The sequence below is a fragment of the Brevundimonas sp. Leaf363 genome (assembly GCF_001424025.1).
Lineage (GTDB): Bacteria > Pseudomonadota > Alphaproteobacteria > Caulobacterales > Caulobacteraceae > Brevundimonas.
This window is the reverse complement of sequence record NZ_LMPZ01000001.1, coordinates 420887-435414: the sequence shown is the minus strand read 5'-3', so window position 1 is coordinate 435414 and position 14528 is coordinate 420887. Positions and strand designations below refer to the sequence as shown.

At 69.6% G+C, this 14528-nt stretch carries 14 protein-coding genes; 3 read left to right on the top strand and 11 right to left on the bottom strand.

Annotation, left to right across the window (positions count from 1 at the left end; genetic code table 11):
* Positions 1-16 precede the first annotated feature (16 nt).
* Genes rph through ASG17_RS15620 form a run of 3 tightly spaced genes read left to right on the top strand, consistent with a single transcriptional unit; the run spans position 17 to position 1700 of the window.
* A complete protein-coding gene (gene rph, locus ASG17_RS02135; RefSeq protein WP_056098501.1) occupies positions 17-733 on the top strand; it encodes a ribonuclease PH in 717 nt (238 codons plus the stop codon).
* A gap of 59 nt (positions 734-792) precedes the next feature.
* Entirely contained in the window at positions 793-1164 is a 372-nt protein-coding gene (locus ASG17_RS02130) for a hypothetical protein (RefSeq protein ID WP_056098499.1), read from the top strand.
* A gap of 50 nt (positions 1165-1214) precedes the next feature.
* Complete coding sequence (locus ASG17_RS15620; RefSeq protein ID WP_200935011.1) at positions 1215-1700, top strand: hypothetical protein; 486 nt, start codon at positions 1215-1217, stop codon at positions 1698-1700.
* A gap of 252 nt (positions 1701-1952) precedes the next feature.
* On the opposite strand, the gene pnp is transcribed toward ASG17_RS15620, so the two are convergent.
* From pnp to rimP, 11 genes are all read right to left on the bottom strand, one after another.
* Complete coding sequence (pnp, locus tag ASG17_RS02120) at positions 1953-4193, bottom strand: polyribonucleotide nucleotidyltransferase (RefSeq protein WP_056098496.1); 2241 nt, start codon at positions 4191-4193, stop codon at positions 1953-1955.
* A 245-nt stretch (positions 4194-4438) separates the two neighbouring features.
* A complete protein-coding gene (gene rpsO / locus ASG17_RS02115) occupies positions 4439-4708 on the bottom strand; it encodes a 30S ribosomal protein S15 (RefSeq protein ID WP_056098495.1) in 270 nt (89 codons plus the stop codon).
* 12 nt (positions 4709-4720) lie between these two features.
* The gene (gene truB, locus ASG17_RS02110) at positions 4721-5653 is read right to left on the bottom strand and encodes a tRNA pseudouridine(55) synthase TruB (RefSeq protein ID WP_056098493.1); all 933 of its coding nucleotides are present in this window, start codon (positions 5651-5653) and stop codon (positions 4721-4723) included.
* Between the two features lie 153 nt (positions 5654-5806).
* Positions 5807-6247, bottom strand: a complete 441-nt coding sequence (rbfA, locus tag ASG17_RS02105; RefSeq protein WP_056098491.1) for a 30S ribosome-binding factor RbfA — start codon at positions 6245-6247, stop codon at positions 5807-5809.
* A 13-nt stretch (positions 6248-6260) separates the two neighbouring features.
* Positions 6261-6929, bottom strand: a complete 669-nt coding sequence (locus ASG17_RS02100) for a DUF2459 domain-containing protein (RefSeq protein ID WP_082496062.1) — start codon at positions 6927-6929, stop codon at positions 6261-6263.
* Positions 6926-7606 carry a hypothetical protein gene (locus ASG17_RS02095; protein WP_156367701.1) on the bottom strand — a complete coding sequence of 227 codons (681 nt, stop codon included), beginning with the start codon at positions 7604-7606 and terminating at the stop codon, positions 6926-6928. Before ASG17_RS02095 ends, ASG17_RS02100 begins: the two co-directional genes overlap by 4 nt.
* Before the next feature lie 39 nt (positions 7607-7645).
* Positions 7646-8179 (bottom strand): hypothetical protein, encoded by a 534-nt coding sequence (locus ASG17_RS02090; RefSeq protein ID WP_056098487.1) that lies wholly within the window; start codon positions 8177-8179, stop codon positions 7646-7648.
* 58 nt (positions 8180-8237) lie between these two features.
* Positions 8238-11276: a translation initiation factor IF-2 gene (gene infB, locus ASG17_RS02085; RefSeq protein WP_056098485.1), complete on the bottom strand. Its 3039-nt coding sequence runs from the start codon at positions 11274-11276 to the stop codon at positions 8238-8240.
* 76 nt (positions 11277-11352) lie between these two features.
* A complete protein-coding gene (locus ASG17_RS02080) occupies positions 11353-12084 on the bottom strand; it encodes an RNA-binding protein (RefSeq protein ID WP_056098483.1) in 732 nt (243 codons plus the stop codon).
* A gap of 18 nt (positions 12085-12102) precedes the next feature.
* Positions 12103-13878 (bottom strand): transcription termination factor NusA, encoded by a 1776-nt coding sequence (gene nusA, locus ASG17_RS02075; protein WP_056098482.1) that lies wholly within the window; start codon positions 13876-13878, stop codon positions 12103-12105.
* On the bottom strand, positions 13878-14459 hold the full coding sequence (rimP, locus tag ASG17_RS02070; RefSeq protein WP_056098480.1) for a ribosome maturation factor RimP: 582 nt from the start codon (positions 14457-14459) through the stop codon (positions 13878-13880). The genes nusA and rimP overlap by 1 nt, the downstream gene beginning before the upstream one ends.
* Positions 14460-14528 lie beyond the last annotated feature (69 nt).

The following is a 14528-nucleotide window of genomic DNA, read 5'->3' as shown; positions in this document are numbered from 1 at the left end:
CTTCCAAGGAAAGACGATGCGCCCGTCCGAACGCCTGCCCGATCAGCTCCGCCCCGTCACGCTGGAAACCGACGTCAACCGATACGCCGAGGGCTCGTGCCTGGTGTCGTTCGGCCATACCAAGGTGCTGGTCACCGCCTCGGTCGAGGACAAGGTGCCGGGCTGGATGCGCAACAGCGGTCAGGGCTGGGTTACCGCAGAGTACGGCATGCTGCCCCGCGCCACCCATACGCGCGGCCGTCGCGAAGCCGCCGCCGGCAAGCAGTCGGGCCGCACCCAGGAGATCCAGCGCCTGATCGGCCGGTCCTTGCGCGCCGTCGTCGATCTGAAGGCGCTGGGCGAGCGTCAGGTGCTGATCGACTGCGACGTCATCCAGGCGGACGGCGGCACGCGCACAGCCTCCATCACCGGCGCGTGGGTCGCCATGGCCCTGGCGCTCAAGCGGCATCGCGAAAAAGGCCTGCTGGCGGGCGACCCCATCCTGGACCAGGTCGCCGCCGTTTCGTGCGGGCTCTACAAGGACCTGCCCGTGCTGGACCTCGACTACGACGAGGATTCCACCGCCGAGACCGACAGCAACTTCGTCCTGACCGGCTCGGGCCAGATCGTCGAGATCCAGGCCACGGGCGAGAAGCGCGGATTCTCGCGGGAGGAGTTCAACCAGCTGTTCGCCTTGGCCGAGCTGGGCTGCAACGAGCTGTTCACCCTGCAGCGCCACGCCATCGCGGGCTAGGGCTGGCGGCGCGCCGCGTTCCGGCGCATCGTCCCCGCTTCGCGATCGGAGACACGCTGATGCGCCTGTTGCTCGCCGCCTGCGCCGTTCTGGCCCTGACCGCCTGCGGCCCCTCGTCCGACCCGGCCGAGACCGAGACGGCCGCCGATGACGCCGCCGCCCCGGTCATGCCCACGGACGCCCCGCCCCAGGAAGAGGCGCCGCCCGAGGTCACGCCCGCCGGCAGTGATGTCCTGGGCCCAGCTGACCGCACCTGCCGCGACAGCATCGGCGAGGCCGCCTCGGCCAAGCTGGTCGAGCGCTGCATCGCCGTCAGCCCCGCGACCCACCCGCCGTGCAACGCCGACAACGCCTGCGCCCTCATCCAGGACGAAATCGACCGCGCCTGCGCCCTGTTCGCCGACGACCCGCCGGCGGAGTGCAAGGCCTAGCGGACCCGACCGAACGGCCGGGCGTTTTCCTTTCATCGAAAGGAGCGCCCATGACCCGCCTTCGCCCCTCGCCCCCGGCCGCCTGGTCCGCCCTTGCGGTCCTGTCGCTGAGCCTCGCCGCCTGCGGATCGCCGCCGGCAGCGCCACAGCCCGGCGATCCCCCGCCGCCCGCCGAGGCGCCGACGCCCCTTCCCGTACCCGCCCCTGCCCCAGTTCCCGTGCCAGCCCCCGCGCCCGCGTCGGCCTCACTCGCCGAGGTCCAGCGCGACTGCCTGCTGGTCGTGGACGAGGTCGCACAGGTGGAGGGACGCTGCTGGGTCTATCCCATGGGCGACGGCGGCCTGACGCTGAACACCTGGACCCACGGCAAGCCCGCCCGGTCCCACTTCGCCGTCGTCTCCGTCACCCGACCGGGCGTCGCGGACGCCAGCTGGAACCAGGATCCGGACGACACCCACGCCTGGGATGCACTGGGCGAAGTCACGCTGCAGGACGGCTGCTGGACCAACGCCCGCGTCCGGGTCTGCGCGCGCTGAAACAGCTCATTTGATCCCTCTCCCAGAGGGAGAGGGCTTGAGGCTCCAAGAGCCGAAGGCGATTGGCCAAGCCGAAAGGGTGAGGGATGGACGGCCAACAGGATGTGGCGCTCCCCTCACCCTTTCGCGCAAGACTGATCGCTGCGCGCTCAGGCGCTCAAGCCCTCTCCCTCTGGGAGAGGGACACAATGCCAAAACGAAAAAGGCCCCGCCGTTTCCGGCGGGGCCTCCTTCAACTCAAACCGTCAGCGCTTAGTCGCGACGACGACGGCCGCGGTCGCCGCCGCGATCACCGCCACCGCCTTCACGCTTCGGACGGCCACCGGTGTCTTCCGACATCGGGGCTTCGCCGCGTTCGGCGCGCTCGGCGTTGATCTTGTCCGTCAGGTCTTCACCCGTGGCCTGATCGACGACCTTCATCGACAGTTTGGTCTTGCCGCGATCGTCCATGCCCAGGAACTTGACCTTGACCTCTTGGCCTTCGGTCAGGACGTCGGCCGGGTTGGCGACGCGTTCCAGGGCGATCTGCGACACGTGGACCAGGCCGTCCTTGGCGCCGAAGAAGTTCACGAAGGCGCCGAAATCGACGACCTTCACGACCTTGCCCGAGTAGATCGTGCCTTGCTCGGGCTCGGACACGATCGACGAGATCCAGTTCTTGGCGGCGTCGATCTTCTCCTGGTCGCTGGCGGCGATCTTCACCGTGCCGTCGTCCTCGATGTTGATCTTGGCGCCGGTCTTTTCGACGATCTCGCGGATGATCTTGCCGCCGGTGCCGATGATGTCGCGGATCTTGTCGGTCGGAACCTTGATCGACTCGATCTTGGGCGCGAACTCGCCCAGCTCGGTGCGGGCGCCGTCGATGGCCTTGTCCATCTCGTCGAGGATGTGCAGGCGGCCGGCCGAAGCCTGGGCGATCGCCTTGCGCATGATCTCTTCGGTGATGCCCGCGACCTTGATGTCCATCTGCAGCGAGGTGATGCCTTCGCGCGTGCCGGCCACCTTAAAGTCCATGTCGCCCAGGTGATCTTCGTCACCCAGGATGTCGGACAGGATGGCGAACTCGCCCGACGGCTCCAGGATCAGGCCCATGGCGATGCCCGAGACCGGACGAACCAGCGGCACGCCCGCATCCATCAGCGCCAGCGACGAACCACAGACCGTGGCCATCGAGGACGAACCGTTGGACTCGGTGATCTCCGACACCAGACGGATCGTGTAGGGGAAGTCTTCCGACGACGGCAGCATCGGACGGATCGCCCGCCACGCCAGCTTGCCGTGACCGATTTCCCGACGGCCCGCGCCGCCCATACGGCCGGTCTCACCGACCGAATAGGGAGGGAAGTTGTAGTGCAGGAGGAACTTCTCCTTGTACGTCCCCGACAGCGCGTCGACGTACTGTTCGTCCTCGCCGGTGCCCAGGGTGGCGACGACGATGGCCTGGGTTTCACCGCGGGTGAACAGGGCCGAACCGTGGGTGCGCGGGAAGACGCCGACTTCCGAGACGATCGAGCGGACCTTGTCCAGGGCGCGGCCGTCGACGCGGTGACCGTTGTCGATGATGTCGCGACGCAGGACGTGGGCTTCGCATTCCTTGAAGGCCGTGCCGAACTTGGCGCTGTCCACGCCATCCGGGTTCTCGTCGGTCTTCACCAGCGCGGCCGAGGCCTTCTTCTTGGCGGCGCCGACGGCTTCATGACGCGCGTGCTTGGCGACGTGGGTGTAGGCGGCCTTGATGTCCTCGCCGACCAGCGACTGGATCTGCGTGACGACGTCCGAGTGATCCTCGGCCTGGAAGTCGAACGGCTCCTTGGCGGCGTGTTCGGCCAGTTCGATGATGGCGTCGATCACCGGCTGCATGCCGCGATGCGCGAACATCAGGGCGTTCAGCATGATCTCTTCCGACAGCTCCTTGGCTTCGGATTCGACCATCATCAGGGCGTCCTGGGTGCCGGCGACGACCAGGTCCAGCTGCGACTCGGGCAGTTGGTCCAGCGTCGGGTTCAGCACGTATTCGCCGTCGATGTAGCCGACGCGCGCGGCGCCGATCGGGCCCATGAAGGGCACGCCCGAGATCGTCAGGGCGGCGGAGGTGGCGACCATGCCGACGATGTCGGGGTCGTTCTCCATGTCGTGCTGCAGCACGGTGATGACGACCTGGGTCTCGTTCTTGAAGCCCTTGACGAACAGCGGGCGGATCGGGCGGTCGATCAGGCGGGAGACCAGGGTCTCCTTCTCGGTCGGACGGCCTTCACGCTTGAAGTAGCCGCCCGGGATCTTGCCGGCCGCGAAGGTCTTTTCCTGGTAGTTGACGGTCAGCGGGAAGAAATCCAGGCCCGGCTTGGGCGCGCGACCATAGACGACGGTGGCCAGGACGACGGTCTCGCCATAGGTGGCCAGGACGGCGCCGTCGGCCTGACGGGCGATGCGGCCCGTTTCCAGCGTCAGCGGGCGGCCGGCCCAGTCGATCGTCTTGCGTTTGATATCGAACATATTTCGTCTTTCGTATCCCGGCGGGCGTATTCCAGCCGGGGTCCCATCAGTGGGGCGGAGCGTCGGGCGTTCAGTCCTTCGGTCCATGGATCGCCGCGCCATCGCGATCGATCCGGGAGTTCAAAGAGGACCGGTATCCAGCCCTCGCGTCTGCGCCGAGATACAACGGCGGCGCGCCGGTCGCTTAGGTACGGAAAGAGGCGCGGACATGGCCCGCGCCTCGAAATCTTCCGTCGATCCGACGCCTAGCGGCGCAGGTTCAGCTTGGTGATCAGAGCGGTGTAACGCTCGCGATCGACCTTCACCAGGTGGTCAAGAAGGCGACGACGCTGCGAGACCATCTTGAGCAGGCCGCGGCGCGAGTGGTTGTCCTTCTTGTGGGTCTTGAAGTGCTCGGTCAGGTTGGCGATGCGTTCCGACAGGATCGCGACCTGGACCTCGGCCGAGCCGGTGTCGCCCGCGGTGCGGGCGTTGTCGTTGATGACCTCAGACTTACGCTCAGGCGTAATCGACATCGGTGTGCTCCATTATGGGAGGTTGAAGATGCGATCGGGTTCATACCGACCGGCCCGCACCTGACCGAGAGCGACGAGGGTCTGGCCCTGGAAGGCCGAAACGGTTGTCGAGCCCTCCCGAAGGCGGCTCATCAGCGTCTCGACCTGACGGGGGATCAGAACGATCGGTCGTCCCTGCCGAAGCGAGAAGGCGTCTTCGGTCGTCACGGCCAGCTCCGGGATGTCGTCCAGGGCGATCGCGACGGGAAGCAAGCCTTCCGAGGCGGCGCTCCTATGCACCAGATCGGTCAGGAAATCCAGCGTCACGCTGTTCTCGGTCGAAAACGGCCCGACCCGCAGCCGTCGCAGGGCCGAGACATGCCCCTCCGCGCCCAGGGTCAGCGCCAGGTCGCGCGCCAGCGAGCGGACATAGACGCCCTTGCCGGTGTGGATCGTGATCTCGACGTGGTCCACATCCGGCGCGTCCGTCACCTCGGCCGAGTGGATGGTCACCGGTCGGCTCGCCAGCTCGAACTCGACCCCGTCGCGCGCCAGGTCATAGGCGCGCTGGCCGTCCACCTTGATGGCGCTGAACCGGGGCGGGGTCTGCTGGATCTCCCCCACGAAGGCCGGCAGGGCGGCGCGCACCTGTTCCACCGACGGCCGCACGTCCGAGCGGCCGATCTCGGCGCCTTCCTTGTCGACGCTGTCGGTCGAGACGCCCCACTCAATGGTGAAGCGATAGGCCTTCCTCGCCTCCATCATGAAGGCGACGGTCTTGGTGGCCTCGCCCAGGGCGATGGGCAGGATGCCCGACGCCAGCGGGTCCAGCGTCCCCGCATGCCCGGCCTTGTTAGCGTCGAACAGCCGGCGGACGGCCGACACCGCCTGGGTCGACCCCATGCCCAGCGGCTTGTCCAGACAGACCCAGCCGCTGATCGCCTGGCCGCTCTTGCGACGGCCCATTACCGACCTTCTCCCCTCGGGGGAGAAGGTGGCATGCGAAGCATGACGGATGAGGGGGCCGCCAGCCTCGTCGCCAACGTCGCGAATGAGGCAAGCCATCCCCTCATCCGAGCGCCTCCGGCGCCCACCTTCTCCCCCCAGGGGAGAAGGGCCTCAGTCATCATCCCGCCCCAGGTCCGCCCGCACGCGCGGGTCGTCCAGCAGCCGGTCGATATGGCTGGCGGCGTCAAAGCTCTCGTCGTGGCGGAAGCGCAGGTCCGGGGTGAACTTCATGTCCATGCGCCGGCCCAGCTGGCCGCGCAGGAACTTGGCGTGGTTGTTCAACGCCTTGATGATTTCGCTCTCGTGACCGGCCGTGTCCGCCGTATCGACCCCGGCCCCCAGCGGTTCGACGAAACAGGTGGCGTGCTTCAGGTCCGGGCTCATCCGCACCTCGGTCACGGTCACCGACACGCCCAGCAGGGCCTCGTCGTGGATCTCCTCCTCGCGCAGGATGTCCACCAGGGCGTGCCGCACCAGTTCGCCGGCGCGCAACTGGCGCTGCGAGGGGCCGGCGGGACCGGAGGCGTTACGGGTGTGCTGTTTGCGAGCCATGAGGCCGCGCGGTCTAGGCGTGAGGGGCTGAAAAGTCCAGTTCGGCGGCCTTCATCACCCCGCCGGAGGTGATCGCCCGCACCGGCTGGATCGGTATTCCGGCGGCGTTCAACAGGCCCGCCGTCCAGTGATTGCACAGATGGCCGACCCAGAAGGTCTCGGTGCTGGCGTAAAACCGCGCATCGTCGCCGGGACGCTGGGCGGCGATGACGGCGCGCCCGTCCTTCAGGAACATGGCCCCCTCGACCCGCGCCCTCAGCGACGCCAGCGCCGAAGCCGACAGGGGCACGGCGACGTGCGCCTCCTCGCCGGTGGAGGTCGCCGGATCGGATTGCACCGGGTCCAGCATCACCACCGACCGGTTGCCCGGCATGAAGAAGGCCCGCGCACCGTCCGGGATGCGGTCGGCGATCGGGGTCTGGTCGACGTAGAAGACGGCGTCGCCCCAGCCGATGCGGACCCAGTCGCCGGGCGGCAAAGCGCGCGCCGCCTCGGCCAGCGGCCCGGTCCCCTCGATCAGGGCCGCGCGCGGCAGGGCGATGTCGGTATGGAAGCCGTTGTCCAGCACCAGCAGGGTGGCGACGGGCGGTTCGGTCCCCCGATCCGGCGCGCCCGGCTTCGTCCACGTCCAACAGCCGGCGCCCGCGGCCACGGCGGCGACGATCATCAGGGCGCGGGTCACCGCTTGGCGTAACGCCAGACGCCGCACAGGTCGGCGCCGGTCATGTCGGGGCCCGGCCGTTCGCCGACGCCGAACGCCGCCACCGTCAGGGCCCGGCCGCGCGGCTGCAGGGCGATCCAGCCCACCGGCTGGCCGTCGCACAGCGCGGTCGGCGCGGGCGCCTCCGCCTTGTCCGACGCGACCTGCCGCACCTCGATCTGTTCGGCCGAGCCGCCTTTCAGCGCCTCGGACCACGTCTGGCGCAATGACATCCGGTCAGCGCCGGTGACGATCGCGCCGGGCCGGGTCCGGATCACGGCGGTCTCACCGATCGTCAGGCTCGCGCCTTCGAAGCCGATCGCGCCTATGTCGCGCGCGGCGTCGTCCGCCGGGTCATAGGCGCCGTCCAGCATGACGTCCGGCCCCATCGGCGGCGGGGCGAAACGGGCTTGGACGTGGTCGACCTGGCGCCCGCCCCAGCGGACGGCGACGCCGGACCAGGCGCGCCCGACGCTCCAGGCCTGGGCTGCGCCCGCCACCGTGGCTGTCCACGCCCGGTGGGCGGCGACCGGCTGCCAGACGGCGAAGCCGACGCCGCCCCCCACCACCAGGATCATGACGACCAGCATCGCCCACAGCCCGTTCGAGCGGCGGGGGCGGCGGCTGGGTCTTCCATCGGCGAGGGTCGTGACGGTCACGAACCCACGATACCGGCGCCGCCGGAGGAGAGTCGACCGCTATCGCGTCAGGGGGGTGGAAGGCGTGTCCGGCGTGGCGCCGGGGTCGCGTCGGGGCGGGACGGCCCACTCGCCGCGCCAGTCGTAGCTCAGGGCCACGCAGTGACGGTACTGGCCGTCGGCCCAGCGGCCCACCGCCTGCATCGTCATGGGCCGGCCCAGCCGGATGCGGCTGATGGCCAGCCAGGCGTCGTCGGCGCCGGGACACAGCGCGCGGGCCAGCCCCCGGCCGTCGCCTTCGCTCGAGACCTGGTAGAGGGCGTCGCCCCGTGCGCCCTCCGGCAGCAGCGACCGCGCGCCCTGTGGCCCGCCTGAGCGGAACCGCGCCGAGCCGCGCTGGGTCGTAGAGGCCAGCCCCTGCACCCTCATGCCGCCCAGCAGGCTCTGCTCGACCTCCAGCGTGACGCCGTTGGTCAGGGCGCGCGTGACGCGGTCGCTGGCGTCGAAGGCCAGGAACCGTGTCTCCGCCCGTGCGTGCGGGGCGGCGGCCATCAGACCGATCAGGACAAGAAAAAGGGCCGGGATGCGATGCATGCCCGGCCCTTGCTCAGCTTTCGTGGCTTCTTTCAGGCAAGAGCCCGGCGCCCGCGGACTACTCCAGCGTGCGCTTGACCTCTTCGACGGTGAAGCACTCGATGTAGTCGCCTTCCTTGATGTCCTGGAAGCCCTGGAACTGCATGCCGCATTCCTGGCCCGACGGCACCTCGTTGACCTCGTCCTTGAAGCGCTTGAGCGTGTTGAGCGTGCCCAGTTCCAGCACCACCACGTCGTCGCGAATGATGCGGACGCGGGCGCCCTTGCGGACCACGCCTTCGGACACCCGGCAGCCGGCGATCTTGCCGACCTTGGTGATGTCGAAGACCTGCAGCACGGCGGCGTTGCCCAGGAAGGTTTCCCGTTGCAGCGGCGCCAGCATGCCCGACAGCACGCCCTTAATGTCATCCAGCAGGTCGTAGATGATCGAGTAGTAGCGGATCTCGACCCCTTCACGCTCGGCCAGATCGCGCGCCTGCTTCGAGGCCCGGACGTTGAAGCCCAGGATCGGCGCCCCGGCCGACTTGGCCAGGTTGACGTCGCTCTCGGTGATGCCTCCGGCGCCCTGATAGACGGTGCGGGCGCGGACCTCGTCGTTGCCCATCTTGTCCAGCGACCCGACGATGGCTTCGGCGGAACCCTGAACGTCGGCCTTGATGAGGACCGGCAGTTCGCTGATCTTCTTGGTGCCCAGGCGGGCCATCATGTCGGCCAGCGACACGGAGCCGCCGGAGACCTGGCTCTTCTCGCGCTTCACCCGCTGACGGTATTCCGTCAGCTCGCGGGCGCGGGCCTCGCTCTCGACCACGGCGAAGACGTCGCCGGGCGACGGCGTCTCGTCCAGGCCCAGGATCTCGACCGGCACCGAGGGACCGGCGTCGGCCAGCTGCTCGTTGCGTTCGTTCAGCAGGGCGCGCGCCTTGCCCCACGACCCGCCGGCCACGACGATGTCGCCGCGCTTCAGCGTGCCGCGCTTGACCAGTACGGTCGCGACCGGGCCGCGGCCCTTGTCCAGCTTGGCCTCGATGACCACGCCCTCGGCCGAACGATCGGCGTTGGCGCGCAGGTCCATCAGCTCGGCCTGGATCAGGATGGCTTCCAGCAGACCGTCGAGGTTGATGCGCTCCTTGGCCGACACCTCGATGATCTGGGCGTCGCCGCCCAGGCTCTCGGCGATGACTTCGTACTGCAGCAGTTCGTTGACGACCTTCTGCGAGGTGGCGCCCGGCTTGTCGATCTTGTTCACCGCCACGATCAGGGGCGCATTGGCCGCCTTGGCGTGCTGGATGGCCTCGATCGTCTGCGGCATGACGCCGTCGTCGGCGGCGACCACCAGAACCACGATGTCCGTCACATTGGCGCCGCGCGCCCGCATGGCGCTGAACGCCGCGTGGCCCGGGGTGTCCAGGAAGGTGACCTTCTGGCCGTCCTCCAGCCGCACCTGATAGGCGCCGATGTGCTGGGTGATGCCGCCAGCCTCGCCGCCCGCCACGTCCGTGGTGCGCAGCGCGTCCAGCAGGCTGGTCTTGCCGTGGTCGACGTGGCCCATGATGGCCACGACGGGGGCGCGGACGTCCGCGTCATCGACATCGTCGGCCTCGGCGATGAAGCCGGTCTCGACGTCGGATTCCGAGACCCGGCGAACGGCCATGCCGAACTCTTCGGCCACCAGCTCGGCGGTGTCGCTGTCGATGACGTCGTTGATCTTCATCATCATGCCCTGCTTCATCAGGAACTTGATGATGTCGACGCCGCGCACGGCCATCCGGTTGGACAGCTCCTGCACGGTGATGACGTCGGGGATGACCACTTCGCGCGGACGGTTCGGCGCGTCGGTCGAGCCGCCGCGGCGCTTTTCCTTCTCGCGTTCACGGGCCCGGCGGACCGAGGCCAGCGAGCGCATCCGCTCGGCGGCGTCCTCGTCGCCACCGGCCACGGCCTGGATGGTCAGGCGGCCTTCACGGCGCTTGGGTTCGCCGCGCGTGCGGCTGACGGCCTTGCCCGGACCGGCGTCCGAGAAACGCTTGTCGCGATCCTCCTCGGCCTTGGAGCCTGCGGGACGGCCGAAGCCGGCGCGTACGGGGCGCGCGACGTCCGGCGTGGCGGGCGGGGCGTTGGGCGTCGGGCGACCGCCCGGGCCGGTGCGCGCCGCGCCCGGACGGGCGGCGCCGGGGGCCGGACGCGGGTTCAGCGCCGAATAGCGCACGGTCTGCGTGGCGGCCGGACGGGCGGGCGCCTGCGGACGGTCCGAATAGTTGCGCTCGCCGCCGCCCATGGCGGTCTCGCGGGCCGAACGGCCGCCGAAGGCGGGGCCGGCCGGGGCGCGCGGCGCCTGGCCGGGCTGGGGCGCACGCGGCACGCGCTGGCCGAAGTTGACCTGCGGGCGGGCCGGAGCGGCCGGACGCGCGGGCGCAGCCGGAGCCGGCGTTGGAGCCGCCGCCTGGGGAGTCGGAGCGGCCGGGGCCGGGGTCGGAGCCGGAGCCGGAGCGGCGGCGCGGGTCGGCGCGGCGGCTTCGGGAACGATGCGCGGGGCGCGGGCCGGCGGGGCCGGCTGCGGCGCGGCGGCGCTCAGCTTGGCGGCTTCGGCGCGCGCGGCTTCGGCCGCGGCCTTGGCCGAGGCGGCCTCGGCGCGGGCGGCGCTGGCGGCCTGTTCGGCGGCGGCGGCCTGCTGGCGCGCGGCCTCGTCGCGGCGGGCGCGTTCCTCGATGGCGGCGCGTTCGCGCTCGGCCTGCTGGCGGGTCGCCAGCTCGATAGCGCGGCGGCGGGCTTCCTGTTCCTCGTTGGACAGGCGGCCGTCGGCGCTGGGCGTGGCCGGACGCGGCGCGGGGGCCGGAGCCGCCGGCGCGTCGGAGCGCGGACGCGCCACGTCGAAGCCCTGCGGGCGATTCACGCCGACAGGGGCGCCGACGCGCCGCTTGGTCTCCACCACGACGGTCTTGGAGCGGCCGTGGCTGAAGCTCTGCTTCACCGTGCCGCTGGACACCGAGCCGGCGACGCGCGGGCGAAGGCTCAGCGGGGCGCGGGGGCCGGTCGCGGAGGCTCCACCGGCAGGGCCGGTCTTGGCTTCATCGTGGGTCTTGTCGTTTTCGTCGCTCATCCGGTCGCTTCATTACGGCGTGGCCGAAACCACACCCGCCTCAAACACAAAAAGCCGGCGCGCGGCTCCGCTTCGCTCAGGAAGCGGGGTCGCGCCCGTCGTAAACTCGTTCGGACCCGTCGCCGGATCCTGCCTCAGGGGTCTCGTCTGACCCGCTCCCGGCGTCGGCGCCCGAACCGCCCCTGGGCGTATCCTGGCCCCATTCGGGGGGACGGAGCGGTCGAAATCCCGCCAGTCGCTCGACCTCCACGGTCCACCGATCGGCTCGCCCGCCCACGGGCAGGACGGCGTGTATCGCATTTTCCAGCCCAAGGGCCAAACTCAAATCGTCCGCCGAGAACAGACCGCACACCTTCGGGGGCGGCGACTGGTGTTTCGCAAGGGCCATAAGTTTGCCGCGACCGTCGGCGGACCCGTCCGCCGCCTCGATCAGCCAGGCCGTGCGTCCGCTCCTCAGCGACGCGGCGACCTTCTCGAACCCAGAGATAAGCACGCCTTCGCGCCGGGCAAGACCCAGCTGGTCCAGACAGCGCCGGAACAGCAGCTGCTCGACGATGTCCGACAGGTCGGCCGCCGGCTTCAGCGGCGCCTTGGCGGCCCGCGAGAACAGGTTCTTGGCGGCCGCCGTCGCGATCGAGGCGCGATCAGCGGCGACCCACATCCCCCGGCCCGGCAGACGCCGGCCCAGGTCGGGCGCGACCGAACCGTCCGGGGCGGCGACGAAGCGGATCAGGCGAGATTCATCCATGACCTGGCGCGTGACCAAATCCCGGCGTTCTCTATCCTGCGTCGCCTCGGCCAACCCCATGAACGGTCCGGGCTCCCATCACGCGTCGCGCGATTTTTCGAGGTCTTCGCCGAAGACCTCCGCATCGCTGTCTGCCGGCAGGTCCGCGTGCTCGCGGCCCTCGTGGCCCTCGTTCGCGTCCGGGTTCTGGGCGAAGACGGCCTCGGGGTCGTACTCGCCCTCGGCGTATTCGCCCTCTTCCTCGTACTCCGGCTCGGGCTGCGGCAGTTCCGAAGCGTCGATCCAGCCGGCGGCCACGCGGGCCTGCAGGATCAGCAGCTCGGCGTCTTCCTGCGCCAGGTTGAAGCTCTCCAGCACGCCAGGGACCTTCACGCGTTCGCCGTTCTTGACTTCATAGCCGCCGCGGATCTCGTCGGTGGCCAGGTCGGCCAGGTCCTCGACCGTCTTCACGCCGCCTTCGCCCAGCGCCACGGCGATAGCGCCGGTCACGCCCGGAACCGCCATCACGCCGTCCTCGACGCCCAGCTCGACGCGCTTGGCGTCCAGGGCGGCCGCCAGCTTGTCCAGATAGTCGCGGGCGCGGGCCTGCAGTTCCTCGGCGGTCTCCTCGTCGAAGCCCTCGATGTCCGAGATTTCGTACGGCTCGACGTAGGCCAGGTCTTCCACCGTGGCGAAGCCTTCGGTGACCAGCAGCTGGGCGATCACCTCATCGACGTCCAGGGCTTCCTGGAACAGCACGGTGCGCTCGGTGAATTCCTTCTGGCGACGCTCGCTGTCCTGCGCCTCGGTGATGATGTCGATCTGCCAGCCGGTCAGCTGCGAGGCCAGGCGGACGTTCTGGCCGCGGCGGCCGATGGCCAGCGACAGCTGTTCGTCCGGCACGACCACTTCGACGCGGCCCGCTTCTTCGTCCAGCACCACCTTCGACACCTCGGCCGGGGCCAGGGCGTTGACGATGAAGGTCGGCTCGTCCGGATTCCACTGGATGATGTCGATCTTCTCGCCCTGCAGCTCGGCGACGACCGCCTGCACGCGCGAGCCGCGCATGCCGACGCAGGCGCCGACGGGATCGATCGAGTTGTCGTTCGACAGCACGGCCATCTTGGCGCGCGAGCCCGAGTCGCGGGCGGCGGCGCGGATCTCGATCACGCCGTCGTAAACCTCGGGCACTTCCTGCGCGAACAGCTTGGCCATGAAGCCCGGGTGGGCGCGGCTCAGCATGACCTGCGGGCCCTTCGCCTCGGCGCGGACGTCATAGATGTAGGTGCGGATGCGGTCGCCGATGTTGAACAGCTCGCGCGGGATGGACTGGTCGCGGCGCATGACGCCCTCGCCCCGGCCCAGGTCGACGATGGTGTTGCCGTATTCGACGCGCTTGACCGTGCCGTTGACGATCTCGCCCACGCGGTCCTTGAACTCTTCGTACTGATTGGCGCGCTCGGCGTCGCGGACCTTGCCGGTCACGACCTGGCGGGCCATCTGGGTCTGCACGCGGCCGAACTCGAACGGCGGCAGGACCTCGATGTATTCTTTGCCGACGACGGCCTCCGGATCGCGCTTCAGCGCATCCTTCAGGCGCACCATGGCGCTGTCGTTGAACTCTTCCAGCTCGTCTTCCGGCTGCCAGTCGTCCTCGACGATGGTGACGTGACGGGTCAGGGCCATCTCGCCGGTCTTGACGTCGATCTTGGCGCGGATGTCGTGGTGGGCGCCATAGCGCGACTTGGCGCCCTTCTGGATCGCCTCCTCGATCGCCTCGACGACGATCTCCTTGTCGATGTTCTTCTCGCGCGCGACGGCGTCGGCGATCTGGAGCAGTTCGAGACGGTTGGCGGAAACGCCGGTGACAGCCATCAGTCGATATCCTTGGTCGCAGTCAGGTTGGGGTCGCCGGCCGGCAGGCCGTCGTCTTCGGGTTCGCCTCTCTGAGCGCGCAGCAGGGCGCCGCGTTTCAGCAGGGCGTCGTTCATGACCAGCTTGGCGTCCACCAGCCAGTCGAAGGGGATCAGGGCGGTGTCGTCCTCGCCGTCCAGATCGATGGCGATGCTGTCGCCCTCGACCCCGGCGACCATGCCCTTGAAGCGCTTGCGGCCCTCGACCATCCGGTCGGTCTCCAGCCGCGCCTCGAAGCCCTCGAACAGGTCGAAGTCCAGCTTGCGGGTCAGCGGCCGGTCGATGCCGGGCGACGAGACTTCCAGCAGATATTCGCCGGCGATCGGATCGGCGGCGTCCATCACCTCCGACACCGCGCGGCTCAGGCGGGCGCATTCCTCGACCGAGATGTCGTGGTCGGTCACCCGCTCGGCCATGATCTGCAGCCGGCGACGCAGCGTCCCGCCCATCAGCCGCACACGCACGACCGCCAGCCCCAGGCTCTCGGCCACGGGGTCGATCATCTCGAGAATGGCGCGGTCTTCGGCGGTCTTGGCGCGCAAGCGGTTTGGCCCAAAAAAAAAGCGGCTGGCCTCCGGGGCCGCCGCTTCAAACGGCGCCGTCGGACGCCG